This is a genomic window from Nocardioides sp. zg-1228 (assembly GCF_017086465.1).
Lineage (GTDB): Bacteria > Actinomycetota > Actinomycetes > Propionibacteriales > Nocardioidaceae > Nocardioides.
In genome coordinates this window covers 3,408,237-3,432,147 of record NZ_CP070961.1, presented here as the reverse complement: position 1 = coordinate 3,432,147, position 23,911 = coordinate 3,408,237, and the positions used below count along the sequence as shown (strand labels likewise).

Below are 23,911 nucleotides of genomic sequence, written 5' to 3'. Positions count from 1 at the left end.
TGACCCGGATCCTCCACGATCGCCTCATCCACAGATCGGGCGGAGGGGGTCGCGCCGAGGAGCGCGGTCGTCGAGCGTGGTCGGGTGTTCGATCTGGACTCCCTGCTCGCCTCCCAGGACGGGGTCGTCTCCCGCGCGCAGGCACTGGGCGCGGGCCTGCTGCCGCACGACCTGCGCCGGATGGTGCGCCGCCGCGAGCTGGCGCCGCTGCACCCCGGCGTGTACGTCGCCCACACCGGCGACCCCGTGTGGGTCCAGCGGGCCTGGGGCGCGGTGCTCGCCTGCGCGAGTCCGCGCGGCGTCGCGGGCGTCGAGCTCGGCGCGGCGCTGGCGGGTGTCTCAGCGATGCGGGCGGCGGACGGCCCCGGGCGTCCGGACGGCGACGCCGGCCCGATCCACGTCGTGGTCCCGCGCAGCCGACGGGTGGTCGCGCCGGAGGGGGTACGCGTCACGCGCACCTTCCTGCTCCGCGACCGGGTCGGCTGGAACCTCGGACCGCCTCGACTGCGCTACGAGGAGGCGGCGCTCGACGTCGCACTGGGCACGGTCGGCGATCTCGCGGCGGTCGGAGCGGTCGCCCGCGCGGTGCAGGGTCGCCACACCACGGCTGTACGCCTGCAGCACGCCCTCGCCCACCGCGCTCGGGCCCCGCGCCGCGACTTCCTGGACGCCGTCCTGCGCGACGTGGCCGACGGGTCGTGCTCGGTCCTGGAGCACGCCTTCGTCACCCGCGTCGAACGTCCCCACGGGCTGCCGCGCGCCGAGCGACAGCAGCGCGCGGGCACCGTCACGGGCGTGGTCTATCGCGACGCGTCCTATGGCCTGCGCCTGCTCGAACTCGACGGACGCCTGTGGCACGACACCGCCGAGCAGCGCGACCGCGACTTCGAGCGCGACCTGGACGCGGCCGTCGAGGGGCGCGACACCGTACGCCTCACGTGGGGGCAGGTCGTCGGCCGGCCGTGCTCGACCGCGGCCAAGGTCTCGGCGCTGCTGGAGCGGGATGGATGGCCGCCGGCCAGGTCGTGCGGCGGTGGATGTGCGCTCGAGCGGGCGGCATGAGCCCGGTGCCTGTCTGTCGAGGTCTGTCGAGGTCTGTCGGAGTCCCCGCTCGAGCGGGGACTCCGACAGGAGCGTGGAGGATCCGAGCCACCAGGTGACTCGGATCCTCCACGATGTGGTCAGGCGGGGGGCTCGGGGGACCCGTCCTCGGCCTGCTGGCCGGCGGTGGGCTCCCCGGAGGCCTCCTTACGCGGGGTGTCGGACTCCTTGTCCTCCGCCTCGCCCTCAGGCGCCTGCGGCTTCTCGTCGGGCTCGGCGATCTCGTCGGGCAGCACGTCGTCCACGGCCGGGTTCTCGTCCGGGTCCAGGTCGCGCGCGAGGCCCGCGTCGGCGGGGTCCTCCTGCAGCGCGTCGATCCCACCGGGGACCAGCTGCGGCTCCTCGGAGTACGGCTCGGGCATCGGGCTCAGTTGTTCGTCGGTCATCGATTCCCTCCCTGTCATCCGGGTGATCCTGCCTCGCCCGTCCCGCCCGGGCCACCCCCGGGCGGAGGGGCGTCCCACCCGAAGGTGAGGTAGCCGACCCCGGAGAACAGGTGCGCCAGCGCGTGCGCCTCGTGCGGCACCATCGGCTCGGGCAGGTCGTCGAGGCGGCACCAGCGCTGCTCGGCGCACTTCTCCGGCTCGACGATGCGCGGCTCGCCGGTCCACGACCGCGACGTGAAGAACCAGTCCACCCGCTCCTCGATCGCCGGCCCGAACTGGCTGCGCTGCATGGTCAGCACGAAGTCGAGCTCGAGGTCGGTGATGCCGAGCTCCTCGAGCGCCTCGCGCCGGGCGGCGTCGTACGCCGTCTCGCCGGGCTCGACGTGGCCCGCGGCGCCCGCCGCCCAGTGGCCGGGCATGTAGGGCACCGGCCCGCGCCGCTGGAGCAGCACCTCCGTCCCGCCGGGCGACTCGCGGAGCAGGTAGACGTAGGACGCCGGGACGAGGGCGAAGTGGTCGCTCACCCGCCCACCGTAGGGCGCTGCGACAATCGGCTCATGCCCCGTCCTGTCGTCGCCGTCGTGGGGGCCACGGCCTCGGGCAAGACCGGGCTCAGCCTCGACCTCGCGGAGAGGCTCGGGGGAGAGGTGGTCAACACCGACGCGATGCAGGTCTACCGCGGGATGGACGTCGGCACCGCCAAGCTGCCCGAGTCGGAGCGGCGCGGCATCCCGCACCACCTGCTCGACCTCTACGAGGTCACCGAGCCGGCGACCGTCGCACTGTTCCAGGGCTGGGCGCGCGAGGCGATCGCCGAGATCCGCGGTCGCGACGCCACCCCGGTGCTGGTGGGTGGGTCGGCGCTCTACACCCGCGCGATCCTCGACCGCTTCGAGTTCCCCGGCACCGACGACTCGCTGCGCCGCGAGCTCGAGGCCGAGCTCGAGCGCGTGGGCAGCCACGCGCTGCACCAGCGGCTGGCGGGGGTCGACCCGGAGGCGGCCGCGCAGATCCTGCCCGACAACGGGCGCCGCGTCATACGCGCGCTCGAGGTCGTCGCGCTCACCGGCCGCCCGTTCAGCGCCAGCCTCCCACGGCTGGAGTACGTCGACCCGCTGACGGTGCAGGTGGGCGTCGACATCGACCGGCCGACGCTCGACGAGCGGATCGCCCACCGCGTCGAGGAGATGTTCGCCGGAGGGCTCGTCGAGGAGGTCGAGGCGCTGCTCGAGCGCGGCCTCGCCGAGGCCCGCACCGCCTCACGGGCCATCGGCTACCGGGAGGTGATGGGCTACCTTGCCGGCGACCGCAGCCTCGACCGGGCGATCGAGCAGACGATCGTCGCGACCCGGCGCTTCGCCCGCCGCCAGGACGCCTGGTTCCGCAAGGACCCGCGCATCGTGTGGGTCGCCCACGACGACCCCGACCGCGTCGAGAAGGCGGTCGGGGCGGTCGAGGCCCTGCTGGGCTGAGCTCGCCCGGGGCGCGGTGTCGGCGGGCGGTGCCATGGTGGTCCGATGGCGACCATCTACTACACCGGCTGCACGCTCGACGGCTTCATCGCGGCCGACGACCACTCGCTCGACTGGCTCACCTCGCGCGACATCGACGAGGAGGGGCCGATGGCCTATCCCGGCTTCCGCGAGCGCCTCGGCGCGTGCGTGATGGGGGCGTCGACCTGGCAGTGGATCCTCGACCACGACGACGACCCGTGGGGACCTCTGCCGACGTGGGTGCTGACCCACCGCACCTTCCCGGAGGCGCCGCCGAGCGTCCGCTTCGACCGCGACGACGTGCGTCGTGTGCACGCCGCGATGACCGAGGCCGCCGCCGGCAAGGACCTCTGGGTGGTGGGCGGCGGCGACCTGGTCGGTCAGTTCCACGACGCCGGGCTGCTCGACGAGGTGTGGCTGCAGTACGCCCCGGTGACCCTCGGCGGCGGCGCGCCCGTGCTGCCCCGCCACGTCGAGCTCCGGCTCGAGGAGGTCGGTCGCAACCGCGACTTCCTGTGCGGGCGCTACACCGTCGTGGGCTGACGTCGGCACGCACCCGGTGGGGTGTGGGACAAGCCGCACCGGCGGGGGCAGGGTTGGGGCCAACGACTCCCGAGAGGAACCCATGCCCCACCTCGCTCGTCGCGTCACCGCCACCTTCTCTGCCGCCAGCGGACTGGCGGTCGCCGCGTCGCTCGTCGCCTCGCCGGTGCCCGCGCAGCCGGCGGCCCAGGCGCCCTCCACCGCGCCGGCGCCGACCTCCGAGCTCCGACCGACGGTCAAGGACCCCACGGCCGTCGGCAAGGGCGGCGCGATCAGCACGGTCGACCCCGAGGCGAGCGCGGCCGGGCTCAAGGTGCTCAAGGCGGGCGGCAACGCGGTCGATGCCGCCGTGGCCGCGGCGGCGACGCTCGGCGTGACCGAGCCCTACAGCGCGGGCATCGGCGGCGGCGGCTACTTCGTGCACTACGACGCCAAGTCGGGCAAGGTCCGCACGCTCGACGGTCGCGAGACGGCTCCGCGCAAGATGCCGCAGGACGCCTTCATCGACCCTGCCACGGGCAAGCCCTACACCTTCACCCCCGACCTCGTCACGAGCGGCGCGAGCGTCGGCACCCCCGGCACCCTGGCGACCTGGGACAAGGCCCTCGCCAACTGGGGCACCCTCTCCCTGGCCGAGGCGCTCGCGCCCGCCACCAAGGTCGCGCGCCGCGGCTTCAAGGTCGACGAGACCTTCCGCCAGCAGACCCTCGACAACGAGGTGCGCTTCGCGGCGTTCCGCGACACCAAGAAGCTGTTCCTGCCCAAGGGCGACGCACCCAGGGTCGGCTCGGTGTTCCGCAACCCCGACCTCGCCGACACCTACGACCTGATCGCCCAGCGCGGCCCGAAGGCGTTCTACCGCGGCCGCCTGGCCCGCCTGATGGCCGACGTGGTCCGCAAGCCGCGCACCACCAAGCGCACCGAGCTCCCCGTGCCGGCCGGCTGGCTGACGGCCCGCGACCTGCGCGACTACCAGGTCCGCTCGCAGCGCGCGACCCGCACGACCTACCGCGGCCACGAGGTCTACGGCATGGCGCCGTCGTCCTCCGGCGGCACCACCGTCGGCGAGGCGCTCAACATCCTCGAGCGCTACGACCTCTCCGCGATGACGGCCGAGCAGGCCCTCCACCACTACCTCGAGGCCAGCGCGCTGGCCTTCGCCGACCGCGGCACGTACGTCGGCGACCCCGCCTACGTCGACGTCCCGGTCAAGCGCCTGCTCGACGACCGGTTCGCCGCCGAGCGTGCCTGCGCGCTCGACCCCGCGAAGGCCGCCACCAAGCCGGTCGCCGCCGGTGACGTGACGTCGTACGACGGCGTGTGCTCGCCGTCGTCGGCCAAGGGCACGACCGACGCCGACACCGAGAACATCTCCACCACCAACCTCACGGTCGCCGACCGGTGGGGCAACGTCGTGGAGTACACCCTCACCATCGAGCAGACCGGCGGCTCGGGCATGGTCGTGCCCGGCCACGGCTTCCTGCTCAACAACGAGCTCACCGACTTCTCGACCGTCTACGACGCCGCCGACCCCAACCGCATCCAGCCCGGCAAGCGCCCGCGGAGCTCGATGTCGCCCACGATCGTGCTCAAGGACGGCAAGCCGTTCCTGGCGCTCGGCTCGCCCGGCGGATCGACGATCATCACGACCGTCCTGCAGATGCTGGTCAACCGGATCGACCTCGGCATGACCATCGAGGAGGCCATCGCCGCGCCGCGCGCCGCCCAGCGCAACACCGCCAGCGTCACGGCCGAGCCGGAGTTCATCGCGGCCTACGGCCCGGCGCTCACGGCCCTGGGCCACACCTTGGCGCCCGCCGGTGACGCGTTCACCAGCGCCGCCGAGATCGGGGCGGCGACGGCGATCGAGTTCGGCTCCGGCAAGCGGATGACGGCGGTCGCCGAGCCCAGCCGTCGCGGCAAGGGGTCGGCCAAGGTGGTCGACCCGCGCTGAGGCTCGTCCCGCCTGCCACACTGGCGGCGTGAGCTACCCCTTCCTCAAGGGACACGGCACCGAGAACGACTTCGTGGTGCTGCCCGACCCCGACGGCACGGTCCACGGCGACGCCGACGGCGAGATGGACGCCGCGCGCGTACGCGCCCTCTGCGACCGTCGCGCCGGCATCGGCGGCGACGGGGTGCTGCGGGCGGTGCGCCGCGACGGCGGGTGGTTCATGGACTACCGCAACGCCGACGGGTCGGTCAGCGAGATGTGCGGCAACGGGGTGCGCGTCTTCGCCCGCTACCTCCACGACGTCGAGGGCGAGCCGTTCCCGATGCGGATCCTCACCCGTGCCGGCGTCAAGGCCGTCGACCGGTCCGGCGACGAGCTGACCGTCGACATGGGCGCCCCCGAGGTGCTGGGGGAGACGAGCGTGTCGGTGATGGGCCGGACGTGGCCCGCGCGTCACGTCTCGATGGGCAACCCCCACGCGGTGGCCTCCGTGGACAACCTGGCCGAGCCGGGCCCGCTCATCGAGCCGCCCGAGCACGACGACGCGGTCTTCCCCGAAGGCGTCAATGTCGAGTTCGTCGTGCGCCGCGGGGAGCACCACGTCACGATGCGCGTCCACGAGCGCGGCTCGGGGGAGACCCGCTCGTGCGGCACCGGCGCCTGTGCGGTGGCGGTCGCCACGGCGCTGGCCGACGATGCCCCGCGCGGCACCACCTACCGCGTCGACGTGCCCGGCGGCACCCTCCACGTCGTGTGGACCGAGGACGACCGCGTGCTGATGACGGGCCCCGCGGTGCTCGTCGCCCGCGGCGAGACCGACCTCTGAGTCGAGCGCCCGGCCCGTCGCAGCCGCCTCCGGGCCCCGCACCCGACTGGCATAGCATCCGGCGCATGGACATCACCGGATCCTCCGCCATCGTCACCGGCGGCGCGAGCGGCATCGGTGCCGCCGTCGCCCGGGCCCTCGCCGCGCGGGGCGCCGTGGTCGTCGTCGCCGACCTCAACGCCGAGAAGGGCGAGGCGCTCGCCGCGGAGATCGGTGGCGTCTTCGCCCCGGTCGACGTGACCAGGACCGACCAGGTCGCCGCCGCCGTCGAGGCCGCCGCCGAGATCGCCCCGCTGCGCGCGTGCGTCAACTCCGCCGGCATCGGCTGGGCGCAGCGCACCATCGGCCGCGACGGGCTCCTCGAGCAGGCCCACGACCTCGACGCGTTCCGCCGGGTCGTCGAGATCAACCTGATCGGCACCTTCGACATGACCCGCCAGGCCGCGACGGTGATGAGCCGCAACGAGCCCGACGCCGACGGCCAGCGCGGCGCCATCGTCAACCTCGCCTCGGTCGCCGCCTTCGACGGCCAGATCGGCCAGGCGTCCTACTCCGCCTCGAAGGGCGGCGTGGTCGGCATGACGCTCCCGGTCGCGCGCGACCTCTCCGCGGCCGGCATCCGGCTCAACACCGTGGCGCCCGGCCTGATCGACACCCCGATCTATGACGCCTTCCCCGAGCCCGAGGAGTTCAAGGCCAACCTGGGTCGCAACGTGCTCTTCCCCAAGCGCCTGGGTCGGGCCGAGGAGCTCGCCGGCATGGTCGTGGAGTGCCTGACCAACTCCTACATGAACGGCGAGACGATCCGCGTCGACGGCGGCATCCGGATGCCCCCCAAGTGATGCCGGCCCGCTGACCGGGCCGCTGTCTGGCCCGCTGACCGACCCACTGACGCCCGGCTCCGGCTGGTCCAGACCGACGGCCCCGATTCGGCCGATCGCCGCCGCGGCGGCCCGCGATGGAGGATCGTGCTGGACGGAACGTCCAGGACAGCCTGTGGGGGGCTCACGATGACCAACCTGATCGAGCCGCGCCCGGCGACAGCCGGCGCGGACAGCGACGACAGCGAGCTCGCCTCGCTCGTACGCCGATGGGTGGGCGCGCGCCGTGGAGGCGCACCGCGCTCCGTCCCACCGCCGGCACGCGCGCCCGCCGCGGAGTCGCTGCGTCCCGCCGTCCCGGCCCCGCCCGCGGCGCGGGTCCTCCCGCGCCGGCCCGCCGGGCCCGACCCGGTGCAGGCGCGCCGGCTGGCCGTGCTCATCGACGCGCGCCGCATCCCCGAGGAGGTCGCCGCCGGGCTGCTGCAGCGGCTCGAGGGCCGCGGCTCGGTCACCGTGTGCCGCGCCTACGCCGACTGGAGCCGCTCCGACCTCGGCTCGTGGGTCGAGCACCTGCGCCGCCAGGGGCTGCACTCGTTCCACCAACTCGCCGACGACGACGCCCAGGCCCGGGTGGCGCTGGCCATCGACGCCGTCGACATCGCCCGCGAGTCCGCCGTCGACGAGGTGGTCGTCGCGGGCGACATGACCTCGATGCTCCCCCTGCTCCAGCGCCTGCACGCCGCCGGCGTCAGGGTCGTGGTGGCCGGGCCGCCGCACACGCCCTCCGACGTACGCGCCGCCTGCGACGAGTTCGTCGACGTGGGCACCCTCACCGGGCCGGCTCCCGCCGCCTCGGCCGGGCGGCACCGCGCCTGAGGCCCACCCCGTCGTCAGCCCTGCGCGAAACCGTTCGCGCAGGTGAGGCCGTGCGACCTAGGCTGGACGGCATATGACGAACGCACCTGACTTCAACCTGCGCGACGCGCTCGACGCTACCCGCGCCTGGGACGACGAGACCATCGAGCTCGACGACGAGCTGCTCGCCGACGACGTCGACTCCGGCTATGCCGACGACGCGTCGTCCGACGCCTGGGACGAGCCCGACCCCGAGGAGCTCACCGTCGGCGCGCAGGAGCTCGCCGAGCGCCACGCGCTGCGCCGCGTGGCCAGCCTGCGCACCGAGCTCGAGGACATCACCGAGGTCGAGTACCGCCAGCTGCGCCTGGAGAAGGTCGTGCTCGTCGGCGTGTGGACCGAGGGCAGCGTCACCGACGCGGAGAACTCCATGGCCGAGCTCGCGGCGCTCGCCGAGACGGCCGGCTCCGAGGTGCTCGAGGCCGTGTTCCAGCGCCGCCAGAAGCCCGACCCCGCCACCTACATCGGCCGCGGCAAGGTCGAGGCGATCCGCGAGATCGTCGAGGCCACCGGCGCCGACACCGTGATCTGCGACGGCGAGCTGGCCCCCAGCCAGCTGCGCAACCTCGAGGACAAGATCAAGGTCAAGGTGGTCGACCGCACCGCCCTGATCCTCGACATCTTCGCCCAGCACGCCAAGAGCAAGGAGGGCCAGGCGCAGGTCGAGCTGGCCCAGCTGCAGTACATGAAGCAGCGCCTGCGCGGCTGGGGCGGCAACCTGTCGCGCCAGGCCGGTGGCCGCGCTGCCGGCGGTGACGGCATCGGCGGCCGCGGCCCCGGTGAGACCAAGATCGAGACCGACCGGCGCCGCATCAACACCAAGATCGCCAAGCTGCGCCGCGAGCTCAAGGAGATGCGCGGCACCCGCGAGGTCAAGCGCCAGTCGCGCCGCCGCAACCACGTGCCCAGCGTCGCGATCGCCGGCTACACCAACGCCGGCAAGTCGTCGCTGCTCAACCGGCTGACCGACGCGGGGGTGCTGGTGGAGGACGCGCTCTTCGCGACCCTCGACCCCACCACGCGTCGTACGACGACCTCCGACGGCCGCATCTACACGATGTCCGACACCGTCGGGTTCGTCCGCCACCTGCCGCACGGCCTGGTCGAGGCGTTCCGCTCGACGCTGGAGGAGGTCGCCGACGCCGACCTGCTGCTCCACGTGGTCGACGGCTCGCACCCCGACCCCGAGGGCCAGATCGCCGCGGTGCGCGAGGTGCTCGCCGAGATCGGGGCGACCAAGGTCCCCGAGATCATCGTGATCAACAAGGCCGACGCGGCCGACCCGCTGGTGATCGGCCGGCTGCGGTCGCGCGAGCCGCACAGCGTCGTGGTGAGCGCCAAGACCGGTGAGGGCATCGAGGAGGCGCTGCGCGCCGTCGAGTCCGAGCTGCCGCGCCCGCAGGTCGAGTTCGACGTGCTGCTGCCCTACGAGCGCGGCGACCTGGTCAACCGGATCCACCAGGAGGCCGAGATCGGCTCGATGGAGCACACCGGTGACGGCACGCTCGTGGTCGGCCGGGCCAACGCCGACCTCGCCGGCGAGCTCGCCGCGTACGCCCGCTGAGCTCGTCAGCGGGCGCACGCGGCGCGGACCTCAGTCCTTGAGCCGGCCGCGTCGGCAGACGTCGCCGACGCCGACGACCTCGCCCCGGTCGACGACGACCTCACGCGTGCCGAGCACGCGGTCGCGACGGTCGGTGCAGGAGACGACCCACGCCTCCTTGACGCCGGTGTCGATCGGCGGGTCGGGGCTCTCGAACGTCACCTGCCCGGTCCAGTCGTGGGCGGCGTCGCCTCCCGCGTAGTTGTCGGCCACGAGGGTGTAGGTGCCCGGCTGCGGGTCGGGGACCCGGATCACCTCGGGGTTGCCGAGCGTCGCGCCCGAGCCCACCGGCGTGCCGTCGGGCCCGATGAGCGTGAAGTCCCAGTCGTAGGCCTCGGCGTCGTCCGACGGCCAGCCGACGGTCACCACCGCATAGCCGTTGTCGGCCGCGGGCAGGCCCTGCACCTCGAACGTCGTGGTCTCGCTGCTGCCGACCGCCGGGACGCCGGCGGGGTTGACGAGCGTGACCGGCGCCTGCGGCGGCGCCTCGGGGTAGCGGCCGTAGCGGCCCGCGACCAGCGGGCGCGTCGACGGGTTGACGTCCAGGACGAACCGGCCGCCGCGGTCGGTGGCGTACTCGGTGACGAGCGTGTCCTCGTAGAGGATGGGCTCGCCGACCGTGCCGTCGGTCTGGATCACCGGCGAGGTCGGGGACACGACGTGCTTGGACACCGTGATCGTGCGCCCGGCCGGCGCGGTGCCGCGGATGCGGGAGTGCAGCCCGTCGTCGGCCGCCGCCTCCGCGGCGAGCCAGTAGGCCTCCTGGTTGCCGCCGAGCCCGGCGCTGTCCGCGGGGGCCTGGCCGAGGTACTCCCCGACGACGGCCTCCTCGTAGGCGGGGTGGAAGCCCTCGTCGCCGATCTCGATCGTGTAGCCGAGGCCACCGGTGATCCAGTAGCTCCAGTCCTCCGTCGAGCCTGAGGTGTCGTAGAGCTGGTACGACGCCTGGCTGGTGTAGGCGTTCTGCGCCGCCATCGCGTCGCCGAGCGCCTTGAGCTCCGGCTCGTCCGGCGCCAGGCCGGTGGCCGCGATGGCCGGCGGGCGGAGCACCAGGTTGCTGTAGGTGTGGTTGGAGATCATGACCGTGACCGAGCGCTTCGAGATCAGCTTGCGCACGGCGTCCGACTCGGGCTCGCTGCCCGGCCCGTCACCGCGGAAGGTGTCGCTCGACCAGGTGGGGCTCGCGCCGCCTCCTCCCCAGAAGCCGGGGTAGTTGCGGTTGAGGTCGGTGCCCCGGAGCCGGCCGGCGGGGTTGTCGTCGCACGTCCCGGTCCGGTACTGCGCGGGCGTGGCCGCCGAGATCGAGCAGTTCTTGCGCTTCATCTCGTAGTCGAAGGTGCTGAAGTCGCCGAGCGGCGCCGCGCCTCGCGAGATCTTGAACCCGTCGACGTTCACGATCGGCACGACGATCACGCGCGAGTCCTCCAGCACGCGGCGGGCCCGGTCGCGGACGTCGCGGTCGCGGGCGTAGTAGGACTGCAGCAGGTCGAAGGCGAACTCCATCGTGTGCTCGGCGCTGGGCCACTCGCGGGCGTGGTGGGCGCCCATGAGGAGGAAGACGGGCTTGCCGTCGCGGACGTCGGTGGCGCCGACGCTGATCTCCAGGCCGCGGATGCGCTCGCCGAGCACCGTCGGGTTCTCGAGGGTGAGCGGCTTGGTGAGCGTGGGGTAGAGCCGGGCGAGCCGGGCCATGTCGCGCTGGTAGTCGTCGTAGGTGCGGTACGACGTCCGGCCGCTGGGCAGGGCCGAGGTCTCGACGCGGGCGTCGTAGGCCCGGTCGGCCTGGCGGTTGGCGCGCGTGAGCGCCTCGAGGTCGTCGACGGTGACCGTCCAGGTGAAGCCCGCGTCGCGCAGCGCCTCGGCGTCCTTGTCGTCGTGCAGGACGACCTCGATGCCCCGCTCGGTGGCGTGCTCGGTGACGTCGAGGCCCAGGGCGATCACCTCGTTGCGGTCCTCGACCTCCGGCGCTCGGACCATCACGATCTTGGTGGTGTCGTCGGACGCGGTGCGGGCGACCTCCCGGCGCCCGTCGTCGCGATCCGGCGCTCCCGCCCCGCTCGCCACCCCTGCCCCTGCGGCCAACCCTGCTGCCACCAGCGCGCCGACGGCCGCCAGCCGTACGCCACTGGTCGTTCTCCTGCGTGTGGACATGTGCCCTCCCGAGAGCGCGGCCGTGGATCGGCCGCAGTCTGACCACACAACACCCGTGCGGCGACCCCTGTCGAGAGGGCTCGGAACCTTCGTCCGGGGCCGCGCGTTGACCCCTCCGGGCCCTGATTGGGGCGTTCGAAGTCTCGTGGTGGAGGATGTCGCGCATGTCACGAGGTGTCTGGATCCGCTTCATCCTGGTGCTCGGCCTCCTGGCCGGGTGCGCGGCGCTCGCCATCAACGTCAAGCCCAACCTGGGTCTCGACCTCCGGGGCGGCGCGCAGTTCGTCTTCGAGGCGGAGGGCACCGAGCAGACCCCCGCCAACGCCGAGAACGTCGACAAGACGCTGCAGGTCCTCCGCGGGCGCGTCGACGCCCTCGGTGTCGCCGAGTCCACCCTCGTGCGCCAGGGCGACAACCGCATCCTCGTCGAGCTGCCGGGCGTCACCAACGACGAGGAGGCCCAGGAGGCCGAGGAGCGCATCGGCACCACGGCCAAGCTGACGATCCACGAGGTCATCGCGACCGCGCAGCCCGACGCCAAGCCCAGCAAGAAGAAGAACCTCGTCCTGCCCTCCGACCAGGGCGACACGCTCGAGGTCGGTCCGACGGTCATCCAGGGCGAGGAGATCAGCGGCGCCAGCGCCGTGCAGCGCGACCAGAGCGTCGAGTGGGTGGTGGCCATCGACTTCAACGGCCCCGGCGGGCGCACCTGGGCCGACATCACCGGCAAGGCCGCCTGCAACCCGGCCGGCGACCCCAAGCGCCGCATCGCGATCGTGCTCGACGGCGAGATCATCTCCTCGCCAGAGGTCAACACCGACGTCGGTTGCGACGTCGGCATCCGCGGCGGCTCCACCGACATCACCGGCAACTTCACCTCCACCGAGGCCAAGGACCTGGCCGCGCTGATCGAGGGCGGCGCGCTGCCCCTCGAGCTCAAGGCGATCTCCGACCGCCTCGTCGGACCGTCCCTCGGTGCCGCGGCGATCGACGCCTCGATCGAGGCCGGCATCATCGGCATCGCGCTGACCGGCCTGTTCATCATCTTCGTCTACCGGCTCGTCGGCTTCGCCGCGACGCTCGCGCTCGCGTCGTACGCCCTGCTCGCCTACGCCATGCTCGTCGGGCTCGGCTCGACGCTCACGCTGCCCGGCCTCGCAGGATTCGTGCTCGCCATCGGCATGGCGATCGACGCCAACGTGCTCGTCTTCGAGAGAGCCAGGGAGGAGTACCAGGCCTATCCCTCGGCAGGGCTCAGGCGGGCGCTCCAGGTGGGCTTCAACAAGGCGTGGAGCGCGATCATCGACTCCAACATCACCACGCTCCTCGCCGCCGGCCTGCTGTTCTTCCTCGGCTCCGGCCCGATCAAGGGCTTCGGTGTCACGCTCTCGATCGGTGTCATCGCCTCGATGGTCTCGGCGCTGATCATCGCCCGGGTGCTGTGCGACGTCGCCGTCTCCAACAAGGCCGTCGGGCGTCACCCGGCCGTCAGCGGGCTGGGCTCGGTCGGCAAGGTCCGCGAGTGGCTGGACCGCAAGAACCCCCAGCTGATGAAGCGCCGCAACACCTGGCTCGGCATCTCCGCGGCCGCGCTCGTGCTCGCCGTCACCGGCATCGTCACCCAGGGGCTCAACCTCGGCGTCGAGTTCACCGGCGGCCGACAGCTCGACTACTCGGTCAGCAAGGATCTCACGGTCGACCAGGCGCGCGAGGCCGTCGCCGAGGCCGGCTTCCCCGAGGCCGTCGTCCAGTCCGCCGACACGGCCGACTTCACCGTCCGCACCGGCGCGATCTCCAACGCCGAGGAGCAGCGGATCGAGGCCGAGCTCGCGAAGGTCGGCGGCACGGTCGACAAGGTCGACGATCAGCAGATCGGCGCCTCGCTCGGTGAGCAGCTGCGCAACAACGCGCTCATCGCCTTCGGCGTCGCGTTCCTCGCCCAGCTGCTCTACCTCGCCATCCGCTTCAAGTGGACCTTCGGCGTCGCGGCGGTGCTCGCGATGGCCCACGACGTGATCCTCGTGGTCGGGCTCTTCGCGTGGCTCCAGAAGCCCATCGACGGCATCTTCCTGGCGGCGGCGATGACCATCGTGGGTCTGTCCGTCAACGACACCGTCGTCGTCTTCGACCGCATCCGAGAACGGTGGTGGGGCTCCAAGCCCGACGACAAGTTCATCGACATCTCCAACAAGGCGGCCGTCGAGACGATCCCCCGCACGGTCAACACGGGCCTCGGCTCGATGTTCATCCTGGCCGCGCTCGTCTTCCTCGGCGGCGACTCGCTGCAGGACTTCGCGATCGCGCTGCTCGTCGGCCTCGTCGTCGGCACCTTCTCCTCCGTCGTGGTCGCCACCCCGCTGCTGACCTACTTCAACGAGAAGTGGCCCATGAGCCGGGTGAAGAAGGAGAAGGTCGAGCGGGCCCGCGAGGACTCCGGCGCGGTCGTCTGACCCGCCGGGCGCCTGGGCGCCTCTCTCCGCTCTTCTCGTCTGGTCGGAGTCCCCGCTCGAGCGGGGACTCCGACACTTCGAGGCGGTTGCAACCCCCTCCAGGTGTCGGACTTCCCCTCCAGGTCGGAGGTCGGCGCGCCTGGACGGCCGTCCGGATAACCGGGACCGGCTGGGCGGGACGGCGTACGCTCGCCCCATGTTGTGGATCCTGCTGATCGTCGTCCTGGGCGTGGTCGCCTACCGCTTCCGGTTCAAGATCCTGGCCAAGGTGCTGGGCCAGCCCGAGCGTCGCATCGAGCGTCAGATCGGGCGCAAGAAGAACTACTGAGCGGCTCTGTGGACGGCGTACGACGGAGCGTCGGCGCCGCCACGTAGGGTGCTCTGGTGCCTGAGACCGCCACCGCCCCCGCGCCCGTCAGCGAGGTGCTGAGCACCGCGGTCGCCGCGCTCGGCGGCCAGCAGCGCGACGGGCAGGTGCAGATGGCCACCGAGGTCGCCGAGGCGATGGAGGAGGGCCGCCACCTGCTCGTGCAGGCCGGCACCGGCACCGGCAAGTCGCTGGGCTACCTCGTCCCGGCGATGCTCCACGACAAGCGCGTCGTGGTGGCCACCGCGACCCTCGCCCTCCAGCACCAGCTCGTCGAGCGCGACCTGCCCCGCCTGGTCGAGGCGGTCAAGGACGTGCCCGGGCTCGACACGTCCTACGCGGTGCTCAAGGGGCGCTCCAACTACGCCTGCCTCCACCGCATCCGCGCCGGCGTCCCCGACGACCAGGGCACGCTCGTCGACGTGCCCACCGGCTCGCTGGCCGAGAAGGTGCTCGAGCTGCGCGCGTGGGCGGAGGAGGAGTCGGAGCAGGGCGGCAGCGGCGAGCGCGACAACGCTCCGCGGCACACCGACCGCGAGTGGCGCCAGGTCTCGGTCAACCACCGCGAGTGCCTCGGCGCCAGCAAGTGCCCGTTCGGCGCGGAGTGCTTCGCCGAGCTCGCCCGCGAGAAGGCGCACCGCAGCCACCTGATCGTCACCAACCACTCCCTCCTCGCGATCGATGCGATCGAGGACGTGCCGATGATCCCCGACTACGACACCGTCGTCATCGACGAGGCCCACGAGCTCACCGCGCGGGTGACTCAGGCGGCCACCGACGAGCTCGCGGTGCCCGACATCGAGCGCGCCGCCCGCCGCGCCAGCCGGTGGACCGACTCCGCCGACGGCGACCCGGGCGGCGACCTCGAGGACGCCGCGCAGCAGCTCGCCGAGGCCTTCGAGGCGACGCCCCCCGGCCGCATCGACCAGATGTCGACCCAGCTCTCCGACGCACTGGTGCTCGTCCGCGACGCTGCCCGCGCCTGCCTGTCGGCGTTCCCGCGCGAGTCCGGCGGCGAGGGCGAGGGCGACGCCGGCCGCACCCAGGCCAAGGGCATGGTGCAGGAGGTCTTCGTCAACGCCGAGCGGATGGCCGCCGGCTCGCAGGCCGACGTGCTGTGGCTCGGCGAGGCGCGCGACCGCTTCCCGGCCCGGCTCCACGTCGCCCCGCTCCAGGTCTGGGGCCCGATGCGCGACAAGCTGCTGAGCGACAAGACGGTCGTCTTCACCAGCGCGACCCTGATGCTGGGCGGCGAGTTCGGCGCTGTCGCCACCTCGCTCGGCCTCAAGCCCACCGAGCGCGTCGACTCGCAGGTCGCCCCCGCCGACCCCGACACGGCGCTGCCGTGGAAGGGCATCGACGTCGGGTCGCCCTTCGACTACGGCCAGCAGTCCATCCTCTACGTCGCCCGCCACCTGCCCCAGCCCGGACGCGACGGGCTCGGGCCTGCGCAGCTCGACGAGATCTGCGAGCTCGTCGACGCCCTCGACGGCCGCACGCTCGGCCTGTTCTCCTCCCGTCGTGCCGCCGAGACCGCCGCCGAGGCCGTGCGCGCGCGGCTGCCCCACCTCACGACGCTCGCCCAGGGCGACGCCCAGCTGCCCGAGCTCGCCAAGCAGTTCGTCGACGACCCCCACACGATCCTGTTCGGCACGCTGTCGCTGTGGCAGGGCCTCGACGTGCCGGGCGACACCTGCCAGCTGGTGATCATCGACCGCATCCCCTTCCCGCGCCCCGACGACCCGCTCATGTCGGCGCGCCAGCGGGCCGCCGACCAGGCCGGGGGCAACGGCTTCATGCAGGTCGCCGCCACCCACGCCGCGCTGCTCCTCGCGCAGGGCGCCGGGCGGTTGATCCGCACCACGTCCGACCGCGGGGTGGTCGCCGTGCTCGACCCGCGCCTGGAGACCGCGCGCTACGGCCGGTTCCTCAAGGCCTCCCTGCCGCCGATGTGGTCGACCACCGATCCCGCGCTCGTGCGGCAGGCGCTCAAGCGGCTCGGGCAGTCCTAGGCCCCTGGTCCCGCTTGTTGCGGTTTGCCGTCAGGACGGTCGGTCGACCCTTGACGCGGGCACCCATGTCGGCAGTTCGGCCGGGGACGGGCCACCGTCACGCTCGGCACCGGGGTGCCGGGCATGCGAACTGCCTTCATGGTGGTCGCCGCCCAGGGGGTTCAGGCCGGCGGCTCGTAGCCGAACACCTGGTAGTCGCGGGCGTACATCCGCCCGACCAGCTCGCCCAGCTCGGGCGACACCCGCCGGTCGCGGCCACCCGGCGCCGTCTGGTTCTTCGGCGCGGTCGGCACCGCCGGGGCGCCGATGCGCTCGCACACCTCGGCGAAGTCGCGGTCGAACGTCTCGAGCCGGCCGACGAAGTCGACCCGGTTGAGGTCGATCATCCGGCTCTGCAGCGTCAGGTGCTGGTCGGTGCCCGGGACGGCCGCCAGGTCGTGGCCCGCGGTCCAGCGGGCGAACTCCTCGATCGCCTGCATCCGCGCGAGGGTGGCCGGGTCGAAGCCGTAGTAGTTGTGGTCGACGACCTTGTCCTGCCACGCCGAGACGAAGCGGTCGAGCGGGTCACGCACGAAGGCGAAGGTGAAGTAGTCGGCGAAGCTGGCCAGGGGATAGCGCACCCGCATCGCGTGGTCGACGTCCATGCTCACGCCGTGGGTCTCGCAGTGGTGGCGGATCGTGCGGGTGGCGACCTTGGCCACGCGATACCAGACGAACCGGTGGCTGTGGCTGATGGTGAGGTTGTACGCGAGCGGGCTGAGCCACGCGGACGCCTCGGCCGCGCCCGCCAGCCGCTCGACCTCCTCCTGCGCCTCCGGCGTCAACCGCCGCCGGTTCCCCGCGCGGGTGCGGAAGAGCCCCGGAGGGGGAGGGTGGGGGCCGGAGGATGACATCGGCGCGAGGCTACACCGGCGCCGCGCCCTGCCCGGGCGCGCTCAGCCGAGCGGGATGCGCCCGCGCAGCGACTCCGGGTCGGCCACCGGCTGCTTCGCCGTCTCGGCGATCACCTCGCGGGCCCGGTCGACGCTGTCCCAGACGTTCCACAGCAGCACGCCGCGCACCAGCCCGGACCGGAGGTAGTAGACGACGCCGGTGCCGATCTCGCCGTCCTTCCAGTCCTCCACCAGGTCGAGGTCGCTGCTGGTCTCGCCGACGGCCTCGTAGCCGAAGTCCAGGATGTCGGACCAGAAGAAGGGCGTGTAGCCGTACGCCTCGTCGGCGCCCGCCATCGCCCTGCCGGCGTGCTCGCCGGACTTCTCGGCCTGGTCGACGTGCTCGACGCGTCGGCGCCCCAGCAGCGCGTCGGGGTAGGACGCCACGTCGCCGGCGGCGTAGACGTCGGGGTCGCTCGTGCGCAGGTGCTCGTCGACCACGACGCCGTCCTCGACCTCGAGGCCGGCGGACTCGGCGAGGCCGGTGCGCGGCAGCACCCCGACTCCGATGACGGCCGCGTCGGCCGCGACGTCGGTGCCGTCGGCGAGGCGGATGCGGACGCCGCCGTCGTGCTCGGTGCCGCGCTCGACCGAGCCGTGCACGAGCCGCACGCCGCGGTCGGCGAGCGCCTTGGTCACCGTGGCCGCCAGCGCGGTCGGGAACATCTGCTCCTGCACGTCCTCGCGGTCGAGCACGAGCGTCACCTCGACGCCGTTCTGCACCAGGGCGGAGGTGATCTCCGAGCCGATGTAGCCGCCACCGACGACGACGACGTGGCTGCCCTCGGTCGCGATCGTCCGCAGCCGCTGGTAGTCGGCGGCGGTGCGGTAGTAGACGACCCGCGGGCCCGGGTCGACGGGGAGCTGGCGGGGCTCGGCACCGGTGGCCAGCAGCAGCTTGCCGTAGCCGACGGTGCTCCCGTCGGCGAGGCGTACGACATGGGCGCCGGGGTCGATCTCCGTCACGGTCGTGTCGGTGGTCAGGTCGACCGCGTCGTCGTCGTCGAGGTCGCCGGCCAGCGACGCCCCCTCGAGCGTCTCGTCGTCCTTGAGCCAGAGGTCCTTCGAGAGCACGGGCCGGTAGACCGGCTTGTCCGGCTCGGAGCCGATGACGGCGACGCGGCCGCCCTGGTCACGCGTGCGGATGCCCTTCACGGCGCTCGCCGCAGCGACCCCCGCGCCGACGATGACGTAGTCATAGGACTGCTCGAGGTGGCTCATGGAGCCATCGTGCCCGCCGGACCCTGAGGTGCACCGGTCCGTGTCAGGACGCGTGCCGGTGGTAGACCTTGTTGGCGATCCGCCAGACGCCGTCGACCCGCACCAGGACGAACATGTCGGTGAAGACGGACTCCCCGTGGCGCAGCGTCATGGTCGCCGTGGCGACGGTCCCTTCGACGCACACCTGGTCGACGGTCCTGCTCCGGTCCGCCTCGTCGGGCGCCGGCGTGCCGTCGAACAACGCGCAGTAGTCGTCCATCGACCAGGAGGTGAAGGTGCCCTCACGCAGCCCTTCGACGTGCGCGGTGGGGAGGAACGCGGTGCGGAACCACGACGGGTCCCCCGTAGCGTGCCCGCGGGCATAGGCGTGTAGCGGCGCCCGCACGTCGTCGATGCCGGTCACGACGTGGCCGTCCGGGTGGAGGCGGACAGCGCCACGGCCGACACGTCGTCGGCTCCGGTCAACCGACCCGTCGTGACGAGGCGGGAGAGCCGGTCGAGCGGGGCCGAGGGTCCTCCCGCAGCTGCGAGGAGCCCGAGGTCCTTGACGAGCGCGTCGACGGTGAAGTGCGCGGTCTGGTCGGGGCGCTCGAGGCGAGGGCGGAGCGATCCCACGGTGTCGCCGAGCCGCCCGAGGGCCAGCACGTCGAGCGCCGCGGTGAGCGGGAGCCCCAGCGCCGCTGCGCCGGCCAGGCAGTCGCGCACGGAGAGCAGCGCGGCGGCCAGCGACGCGTTGGCGACCAGCTTGGCGGCCGCGGCCTCGCGCGGGGTGGCGAACCGGCTCACGCCGCCCAGCACCGGTGTCAGTGCCTTGACCGCTTCCTCGACGTCGGCAGCCGGTCCGCCCGCCAGGAGGCGCAGGGTGCGGGCCCGGACCGCCGGCACGGAGCCGACGACGGGCGCGTGGACGTATCGGCCGCCCGCCGAGGACACGATCGACGCCAGCGCGTCGGCCTCGTCGACTCCGACCGTGCTCGTGACGACGACCAGTCGCCCGGCGAGGTGCTCGGCGACCTGGGCGAGCACCGCGCGACAGGCAGGCCCGTCGTAGACGGCGAGCACGACCGGCCCCGGGCGCGCCAACGCCTCCGGGGCCGTGCCGGCCGTCCCGCCGCCGCCTCTGCTCCACGACGCGACCCGTGCGCCCGCGGACGCAAGGGTCTCTGCCATCGCCCGGCCCATCCGCCCGAGCCCCAGCACCACCACGTGTTCGTTCATGCCTACGACCATGGAACCGGCAGCGGCCTGCGACAAGCGCAGGTGTCGCATCGCTCCATGCGGTCTGCGCATACTTCTCTGCATGGCGTTGACGGCGTGGCGGACCTTCGTGGCGGTGTGCGAGGCCGGCTCCTTCACGGCCGCGGCCGAGGAGCTCGGCTACACCCAGTCGGCGATCTCGCGCCAGGTGGCGAGCCTGGAGCACGACCTCGGCGAGGCCCTGCTCGAGCGCCTGCCGCGCGGGGTCCGGCCGACGGCCGCAGGGCAAGCGCTGCTGCCGCACGCGCGCCTGCTGGTGGGTGAGGCGGCCCGGGCGAGGGACGCCGTACGTCGCGCCCGCGCTGGCGACGCGGTGCCGCTCACCCTCGGCGCCGTGCCCTCCGCCTCCGTGGACCTCGTGCCCCGCACGCTGCGGTCGCTCCCGGCCGAGGGTCCGCGGGTGGCGCTGCGCTCGGACGGCTCGGCCCGGCTGCACGAGCGGGTGCGCACGGGCGACGTGGACGTCGCGGTGGTCACCGACTATCCACCCGGCCTGCCCACGGACCCCGAGGTGCGACGTACGAGACTGCTCGAGGACGAGATGTGCGTCGTCCTGGCCGCGGGGCACGCCCTGGCCGCCGGCCGCCGGCGCGTGCGGCTCACGTCGTTCGCCGACGAGATCTGGGCCGAGGACCACCCCGGCTCGGGCAGCCTGCTCGAGCGGGCCGCGGGCCGGGTCGGGTTCGAGCCCAGGGTCGAGCTGGTGGCGGGCGACCTGCTCGGCAAGGTGGCACTCGTCGCGGCCGGGCTCGCCGTCGCCCTCGTGCCGGCGATGCTGGTGCCGGGCCTGCCGGCGGGCGTCGCCGTACGCCGTCTGGTCGCGCCACCGACCCGCACCGTCTACGCGCTGAGCCGCGAGCGTCGTCCGCGGCCCGGCGTGCAGGAGCTGACGGCGGCGCTGGTCGCCGCCGCGTCCGGCTCCGCGCGGTAGGTCAGAGGCTGCGCAGGACCGCCGTCACCACGCCGAGGATCGTCGCGTCGTCGCCGGGGATCGGGTCGTAGGCGTCGTTGTGGGGGAGCAGCCACACGTGGCCGTCCTTGCGCTGGAACGTCTTGACGGTCGCCTCGCCGTCGATCAGCGCGGCGACGATCTGGCCGTTGGTGGCGGTCTGCTCCTGGCGGATCACGACGTAGTCGCCGTTGCAGATCGCCGCGTCGACCATCGAGTCGCCGGAGACCTCGAGGAGGAAGAGGGTGCCGTCGCCGACGAGCTGCTTGGGCAGCGGGAAGACGTCGGTGACCTGCTCCTCGGCGAGGATCGGGCCACCGGCGGCGATGCGGCCGACGACCGGGATGTTGATCGCCGTCGGCATCGCGTCGCCGATGCCGGTCTCGTCGATCGAGGTCTCCTCGCCGCTCGACATGCTGCGACGGGCGGCCATCACCTCGGGGAGGAACACCTCGAGGGCGCGGGGACGGTTGGGGTCGCGCTTGAGGAAGCCCTTGCCCTCGAGCACGCGCAGCTGGTGGGCGACGCTCGAGGACGACGTGAGGCCGACGGCCTGGCCGATCTCGCGCATCGACGGCGGGTAGCCCTTGGTCTCGATGGAGTCCTTGATCGTGGCGAGCACCCGCTGCTGGCGCGGGGTCAGGCCGGTGGCGTCCGGGGGTCCGTCGGGCATCTCGATGACGTTCTTGTCGTCCTGCTTGGCCATGCGTCCTCCAGTGCGGTTGCCCCCTCCGTCCACGGCTGGTCAGGGAGGAGCTGGTGCGCCCACCGTAGACCGCCCGGCAGGTCAGGATCAAACACCTGTTCGAAGCCGCGTGTCGCTAGGGTCCCGCCATGACGACACGCTCCTCGACACCCTCCTCGACCGGGACCCCCACCGTGAGCGTCGTGACGGGTGGTGCGCGTGGGATCGGTCGCGGCATCGCCGAGCTGATGATCGCCCGCGGCCACCGGGTCCTGATCGGCGACCTCGACGGCGCCGCGGCGACCGCCACCGCCGACGAGATCGGCGCGGTCGCCGGCCTGGCCCAGGACGTACGCGACCCTGCGTCGCACCGGCTCGTGGCGGAGGAGGCGGCTCGCCACGGCGAGCTGACCGCGTGGTTCAACAACGCCGGCGTCGGCGACGACGGCACGCTCGCCGAGCTGGCGGAGGAGCAGGTGCGCCGCTTGGTCGAGGTCAACCTGCTCGGCACGATGTGGGGCACCCGCGCGGCGCTCGCGGCGTTCGGCCCAGCGGGTGGCGACGTCGTCAACGTGGCCTCGCTCGCCGGCCTCGGCCCGGTGCCGGGATACAGCGTGTACGCGGCCACGAAGGCCGCGGTCGTCTCGCTGTCGACGTCCGTCAACGCCGAGTCGCCGCGCGGGGTGCGGGTCCACGCCCTGTGCCCCGACGGGGTCGACACCGCGATGCTCGCCGCGCAGGACCCCGACGGCCTGGGGTCGCAGCTGGTCTACTCGGGAGGCCCGATCCTGGCCGTGGCGGACGTCGCGGCGGCCGCGGTCGAGCTCGTCGGGTCGAGCCGGGTGGTGCGTGCCGTGCCGGGGTGGCGCGGGGGAGTCGTGCGCGGCTCGGCGCTGGCTCCCGGGCTGATGCAGCACGCGGCCGGGCTCTTCGCCGCGCAGGGCCGGCGCGCCATGAAGCGCCGCTGACGTCTCCACCTGGGGAAGCCCCGAACATTTGTTCGACGAGGTGCTTGCGTCGTTCGAACACGTGCTCTACCGTCGTACACATGTTCGATCGAACGTCTGATCGACCACCGGTGGCCGAGGCCACTGTCGGTGGGTCCGACTAGACATTCGCTCGACAGAGACGACCGGCTGATTCTTCCCCAGGAGGCCACCATGAGCACCCTCAGCCTTTCCCCCGCTTTCGCCCCGGCTGCTGCCCAGCGCCGCTCCACCGTGCGGCTGACCCGCCGTGGCCGGCTCGTGGTCTTCCTGACCTCGCTGTTCCTCGCCCTCGCCGTGGCATTCGTCCTCGCCGGCGGCGCGGTCGGCACCGGCGAGGCCGGCCAGCCCGCCCCGACCCAGATCGTCCAGGTGGCGCCCGGCGACACCCTGTGGGGGATCGCCAGCGACATCGCCACCGACGGCGACGTCCGCGCGGTGATGACCGAGATCGAGCGGCTCAACGCCCTCGAGTCCGCCGGCCTCGCGGCCGGCCAGAAGCTCCGCGTCCCGGTCGTCTCCGACTGACGCGCGAGGCCTCCATCAGCCGCTTCGACCCCGGCTGGTGGACCAGGGGAAGGCGAGGGGCGGGCCCACGGGCCCGCCCCTCGGCGCATTCCCATCCCGGCCCCGCTGGGGCGTCGTCCACAGGTTTCGTCGCCGGGGTGGTTGCGGGGGCGCGGGAATGGGTAGTTTCAGCGTGCTGATGTCGTTCTCGGGAGGCACTTCATGCACCTGCGCCGCGCACTCGCCCTCACCCTCGCCGTCCCGCTCCTCGTGGCCGGGTGCTCCGACGAACCCGCCCCCGAGCCCAAGATCCCCGATCCCACTAGCTCCTCGCCGACCCCGACGCCGGTGGAGACCGAGACGGCTGAGGTCGAGAGTCCGGAGGACTTCATTCGGCGGTGGGTTGAGGTGAGCAACTCGATGCAGAACTCGGGCGATACCTCGGAGTACCTCCGCCTGTCGGCCGGGTGCAAAGCCTGCTCGCAGGTGGCCGATCGGGTTCGGAGCGCCTTTGACGCCGGCGGTTTCGTGAGGACGGAGGGTTGGTCCGTTGAAGACGTGTCCGACAAGTCCGGAGGCGATTCACGTCCGGTCTTTGACGTGCGCGTGACATCAGCGCCCACTGTTATCAAAGAGAATTCGAATGCCCGGGAGCAGGAGTATTCGGGCGGGGACCTGGTTTACCGATTCCGTCTCAATGCGACGTCGCCGTGGAGGGTCGTGCGACTGACGCAGGTGCCGTCGTGATCGGT

23 protein-coding genes are annotated in these 23,911 nt (G+C 72.9%); 15 read left to right on the top strand and 8 right to left on the bottom strand.

Annotated features, from left to right (window positions below; translation table 11 throughout):
• Window positions 1-84: 84 nt before the first annotated feature.
• Window positions 85-1,062 (top strand): type IV toxin-antitoxin system AbiEi family antitoxin domain-containing protein, encoded by a 978-nt coding sequence (locus tag JX575_RS16490; protein ID WP_206054433.1) that lies wholly within the window; start codon window positions 85-87, stop codon window positions 1,060-1,062.
• 119 nt (window positions 1,063-1,181) lie between these two features.
• Here JX575_RS16490 and JX575_RS16485 read toward each other — a convergent pair whose 3' ends face one another.
• Both JX575_RS16485 and JX575_RS16480 read right to left on the bottom strand, forming a co-directional pair.
• On the bottom strand, window positions 1,182-1,487 hold the full coding sequence (locus tag JX575_RS16485; protein WP_186339155.1) for a hypothetical protein: 306 nt from the start codon (window positions 1,485-1,487) through the stop codon (window positions 1,182-1,184).
• Between the two features lie 14 nt (window positions 1,488-1,501).
• Window positions 1,502-2,011 (bottom strand): NUDIX domain-containing protein, encoded by a 510-nt coding sequence (locus JX575_RS16480; protein WP_186339154.1) that lies wholly within the window; start codon window positions 2,009-2,011, stop codon window positions 1,502-1,504.
• Between the two features lie 33 nt (window positions 2,012-2,044).
• Between JX575_RS16480 and miaA the strand changes: the two genes are divergently transcribed.
• The 7 genes from miaA (at window position 2,045) to hflX (ending at window position 9,603) form a co-directional block, all read left to right on the top strand.
• Window positions 2,045-2,959 (top strand): tRNA (adenosine(37)-N6)-dimethylallyltransferase MiaA, encoded by a 915-nt coding sequence (gene miaA / locus JX575_RS16475; protein ID WP_186339153.1) that lies wholly within the window; start codon window positions 2,045-2,047, stop codon window positions 2,957-2,959.
• Window positions 2,960-3,004: 45 nt separating this feature from the next.
• Window positions 3,005-3,523 carry a dihydrofolate reductase family protein gene (locus JX575_RS16470; RefSeq protein ID WP_186339152.1) on the top strand — a complete coding sequence of 173 codons (519 nt, stop codon included), beginning with the start codon at window positions 3,005-3,007 and terminating at the stop codon, window positions 3,521-3,523.
• A gap of 82 nt (window positions 3,524-3,605) precedes the next feature.
• Complete coding sequence (ggt, locus tag JX575_RS16465) at window positions 3,606-5,477, top strand: gamma-glutamyltransferase (RefSeq protein WP_186339151.1); 1,872 nt, start codon at window positions 3,606-3,608, stop codon at window positions 5,475-5,477.
• A gap of 28 nt (window positions 5,478-5,505) precedes the next feature.
• On the top strand, window positions 5,506-6,303 hold the full coding sequence (gene dapF / locus JX575_RS16460) for a diaminopimelate epimerase (protein WP_186339150.1): 798 nt from the start codon (window positions 5,506-5,508) through the stop codon (window positions 6,301-6,303).
• Between the two features lie 65 nt (window positions 6,304-6,368).
• Complete coding sequence (locus JX575_RS16455) at window positions 6,369-7,145, top strand: SDR family oxidoreductase (RefSeq protein ID WP_186339149.1); 777 nt, start codon at window positions 6,369-6,371, stop codon at window positions 7,143-7,145.
• 168 nt (window positions 7,146-7,313) lie between these two features.
• Window positions 7,314-8,000 carry an NYN domain-containing protein gene (locus JX575_RS16450; protein WP_186339148.1) on the top strand — a complete coding sequence of 229 codons (687 nt, stop codon included), beginning with the start codon at window positions 7,314-7,316 and terminating at the stop codon, window positions 7,998-8,000.
• Window positions 8,001-8,073: 73 nt separating this feature from the next.
• Window positions 8,074-9,603: a GTPase HflX gene (gene hflX / locus JX575_RS16445; protein WP_186339147.1), complete on the top strand. Its 1,530-nt coding sequence runs from the start codon at window positions 8,074-8,076 to the stop codon at window positions 9,601-9,603.
• Window positions 9,604-9,633: 30 nt separating this feature from the next.
• Here hflX and JX575_RS16440 read toward each other — a convergent pair whose 3' ends face one another.
• Window positions 9,634-11,793 carry a M14 family zinc carboxypeptidase gene (locus JX575_RS16440; RefSeq protein ID WP_206054432.1) on the bottom strand — a complete coding sequence of 720 codons (2,160 nt, stop codon included), beginning with the start codon at window positions 11,791-11,793 and terminating at the stop codon, window positions 9,634-9,636.
• Window positions 11,794-11,957: 164 nt separating this feature from the next.
• Between JX575_RS16440 and secD the strand changes: the two genes are divergently transcribed.
• The 3 genes from secD to JX575_RS16430 all read left to right on the top strand — a co-directional run bounded on the left by secD (window position 11,958) and on the right by JX575_RS16430 (window position 16,622).
• Window positions 11,958-14,243, top strand: coding sequence for a protein translocase subunit SecD (secD, locus tag JX575_RS16435; RefSeq protein WP_186339146.1), 2,286 nt, complete (start codon window positions 11,958-11,960; stop codon window positions 14,241-14,243).
• 196 nt (window positions 14,244-14,439) lie between these two features.
• Complete coding sequence (locus JX575_RS19845; RefSeq protein WP_260988491.1) at window positions 14,440-14,571, top strand: hypothetical protein; 132 nt, start codon at window positions 14,440-14,442, stop codon at window positions 14,569-14,571.
• 56 nt (window positions 14,572-14,627) lie between these two features.
• Entirely contained in the window at window positions 14,628-16,622 is a 1,995-nt protein-coding gene (locus JX575_RS16430) for an ATP-dependent DNA helicase (protein ID WP_241005215.1), read from the top strand.
• Window positions 16,623-16,783: 161 nt separating this feature from the next.
• Here the strand turns inward: JX575_RS16430 and JX575_RS16425 are convergent, their stop codons facing one another.
• From JX575_RS16425 to JX575_RS16410, 4 genes are read right to left on the bottom strand one after another with little or no spacing between them, the layout of a single operon-like run.
• Window positions 16,784-17,515, bottom strand: coding sequence for a sulfotransferase family 2 domain-containing protein (locus JX575_RS16425; protein ID WP_186339145.1), 732 nt, complete (start codon window positions 17,513-17,515; stop codon window positions 16,784-16,786).
• A gap of 42 nt (window positions 17,516-17,557) precedes the next feature.
• Entirely contained in the window at window positions 17,558-18,775 is a 1,218-nt protein-coding gene (locus JX575_RS16420; RefSeq protein ID WP_186339144.1) for an FAD-dependent oxidoreductase, read from the bottom strand.
• 43 nt (window positions 18,776-18,818) lie between these two features.
• A complete protein-coding gene (locus JX575_RS16415) occupies window positions 18,819-19,178 on the bottom strand; it encodes a nuclear transport factor 2 family protein (protein ID WP_206054431.1) in 360 nt (119 codons plus the stop codon).
• A complete protein-coding gene (locus JX575_RS16410) occupies window positions 19,175-19,993 on the bottom strand; it encodes an NAD(P)-binding domain-containing protein (RefSeq protein ID WP_206054430.1) in 819 nt (272 codons plus the stop codon). The genes JX575_RS16415 and JX575_RS16410 overlap by 4 nt, the downstream gene beginning before the upstream one ends.
• An 82-nt stretch (window positions 19,994-20,075) precedes the next feature.
• Here JX575_RS16410 and JX575_RS16405 point away from each other — a divergent pair, with 82 nt between their 5' ends.
• Window positions 20,076-20,963, top strand: coding sequence for a LysR family transcriptional regulator (locus JX575_RS16405; protein ID WP_186339143.1), 888 nt, complete (start codon window positions 20,076-20,078; stop codon window positions 20,961-20,963).
• A 1-nt stretch (window position 20,964) separates the two neighbouring features.
• Here JX575_RS16405 and lexA read toward each other — a convergent pair whose 3' ends face one another.
• Window positions 20,965-21,687: a transcriptional repressor LexA gene (lexA, locus tag JX575_RS16400; RefSeq protein WP_222129336.1), complete on the bottom strand. Its 723-nt coding sequence runs from the start codon at window positions 21,685-21,687 to the stop codon at window positions 20,965-20,967.
• Between the two features lie 128 nt (window positions 21,688-21,815).
• Between lexA and JX575_RS16395 the strand changes: the two genes are divergently transcribed.
• The 3 genes from JX575_RS16395 to JX575_RS16385 all read left to right on the top strand — a co-directional run bounded on the left by JX575_RS16395 (window position 21,816) and on the right by JX575_RS16385 (window position 23,906).
• Window positions 21,816-22,634, top strand: coding sequence for an SDR family NAD(P)-dependent oxidoreductase (locus JX575_RS16395; protein ID WP_186339142.1), 819 nt, complete (start codon window positions 21,816-21,818; stop codon window positions 22,632-22,634).
• A gap of 192 nt (window positions 22,635-22,826) precedes the next feature.
• On the top strand, window positions 22,827-23,180 hold the full coding sequence (locus tag JX575_RS16390; RefSeq protein WP_186339141.1) for a LysM peptidoglycan-binding domain-containing protein: 354 nt from the start codon (window positions 22,827-22,829) through the stop codon (window positions 23,178-23,180).
• Window positions 23,181-23,381: 201 nt separating this feature from the next.
• Window positions 23,382-23,906 carry a hypothetical protein gene (locus tag JX575_RS16385; protein ID WP_186339140.1) on the top strand — a complete coding sequence of 175 codons (525 nt, stop codon included), beginning with the start codon at window positions 23,382-23,384 and terminating at the stop codon, window positions 23,904-23,906.
• Window positions 23,907-23,911 lie beyond the last annotated feature (5 nt).

Excerpts from the sequence above, each read along its gene's own strand:
- JX575_RS16485 (WP_186339155.1), bottom strand. The coding sequence starts at position 1,487 with ATGACCGACGAACAACTGAGCCCGATGCCCGAGCCGTACTCCGAGGAG.
- miaA (WP_186339153.1), top strand. The coding sequence starts at position 2,045 with ATGCCCCGTCCTGTCGTCGCCGTCGTGGGGGCCACGGCCTCGGGCAAG.
- JX575_RS16470 (WP_186339152.1), top strand. The coding sequence starts at position 3,005 with ATGGCGACCATCTACTACACCGGCTGCACGCTCGACGGCTTCATCGCG.
- ggt (WP_186339151.1), top strand. The coding sequence starts at position 3,606 with ATGCCCCACCTCGCTCGTCGCGTCACCGCCACCTTCTCTGCCGCCAGC.
- JX575_RS16455 (WP_186339149.1), top strand. The coding sequence starts at position 6,369 with ATGGACATCACCGGATCCTCCGCCATCGTCACCGGCGGCGCGAGCGGC.
- JX575_RS16450 (WP_186339148.1), top strand. The coding sequence starts at position 7,314 with ATGACCAACCTGATCGAGCCGCGCCCGGCGACAGCCGGCGCGGACAGC.
- hflX (WP_186339147.1), top strand. The coding sequence starts at position 8,074 with ATGACGAACGCACCTGACTTCAACCTGCGCGACGCGCTCGACGCTACC.
- JX575_RS16440 (WP_206054432.1), bottom strand. The coding sequence starts at position 11,793 with ATGTCCACACGCAGGAGAACGACCAGTGGCGTACGGCTGGCGGCCGTC.
- secD (WP_186339146.1), top strand. The coding sequence starts at position 11,958 with ATGTCACGAGGTGTCTGGATCCGCTTCATCCTGGTGCTCGGCCTCCTG.
- JX575_RS19845 (WP_260988491.1), top strand. The coding sequence starts at position 14,440 with ATGTTGTGGATCCTGCTGATCGTCGTCCTGGGCGTGGTCGCCTACCGC.
- JX575_RS16425 (WP_186339145.1), bottom strand. The coding sequence starts at position 17,515 with ATGTCATCCTCCGGCCCCCACCCTCCCCCTCCGGGGCTCTTCCGCACC.
- JX575_RS16420 (WP_186339144.1), bottom strand. The coding sequence starts at position 18,775 with ATGAGCCACCTCGAGCAGTCCTATGACTACGTCATCGTCGGCGCGGGG.
- JX575_RS16410 (WP_206054430.1), bottom strand. The coding sequence starts at position 19,993 with ATGAACGAACACGTGGTGGTGCTGGGGCTCGGGCGGATGGGCCGGGCG.
- JX575_RS16405 (WP_186339143.1), top strand. The coding sequence starts at position 20,076 with ATGGCGTTGACGGCGTGGCGGACCTTCGTGGCGGTGTGCGAGGCCGGC.
- lexA (WP_222129336.1), bottom strand. The coding sequence starts at position 21,687 with ATGGCCAAGCAGGACGACAAGAACGTCATCGAGATGCCCGACGGACCC.
- JX575_RS16395 (WP_186339142.1), top strand. The coding sequence starts at position 21,816 with ATGACGACACGCTCCTCGACACCCTCCTCGACCGGGACCCCCACCGTG.
- JX575_RS16390 (WP_186339141.1), top strand. The coding sequence starts at position 22,827 with ATGAGCACCCTCAGCCTTTCCCCCGCTTTCGCCCCGGCTGCTGCCCAG.
- JX575_RS16385 (WP_186339140.1), top strand. The coding sequence starts at position 23,382 with ATGCACCTGCGCCGCGCACTCGCCCTCACCCTCGCCGTCCCGCTCCTC.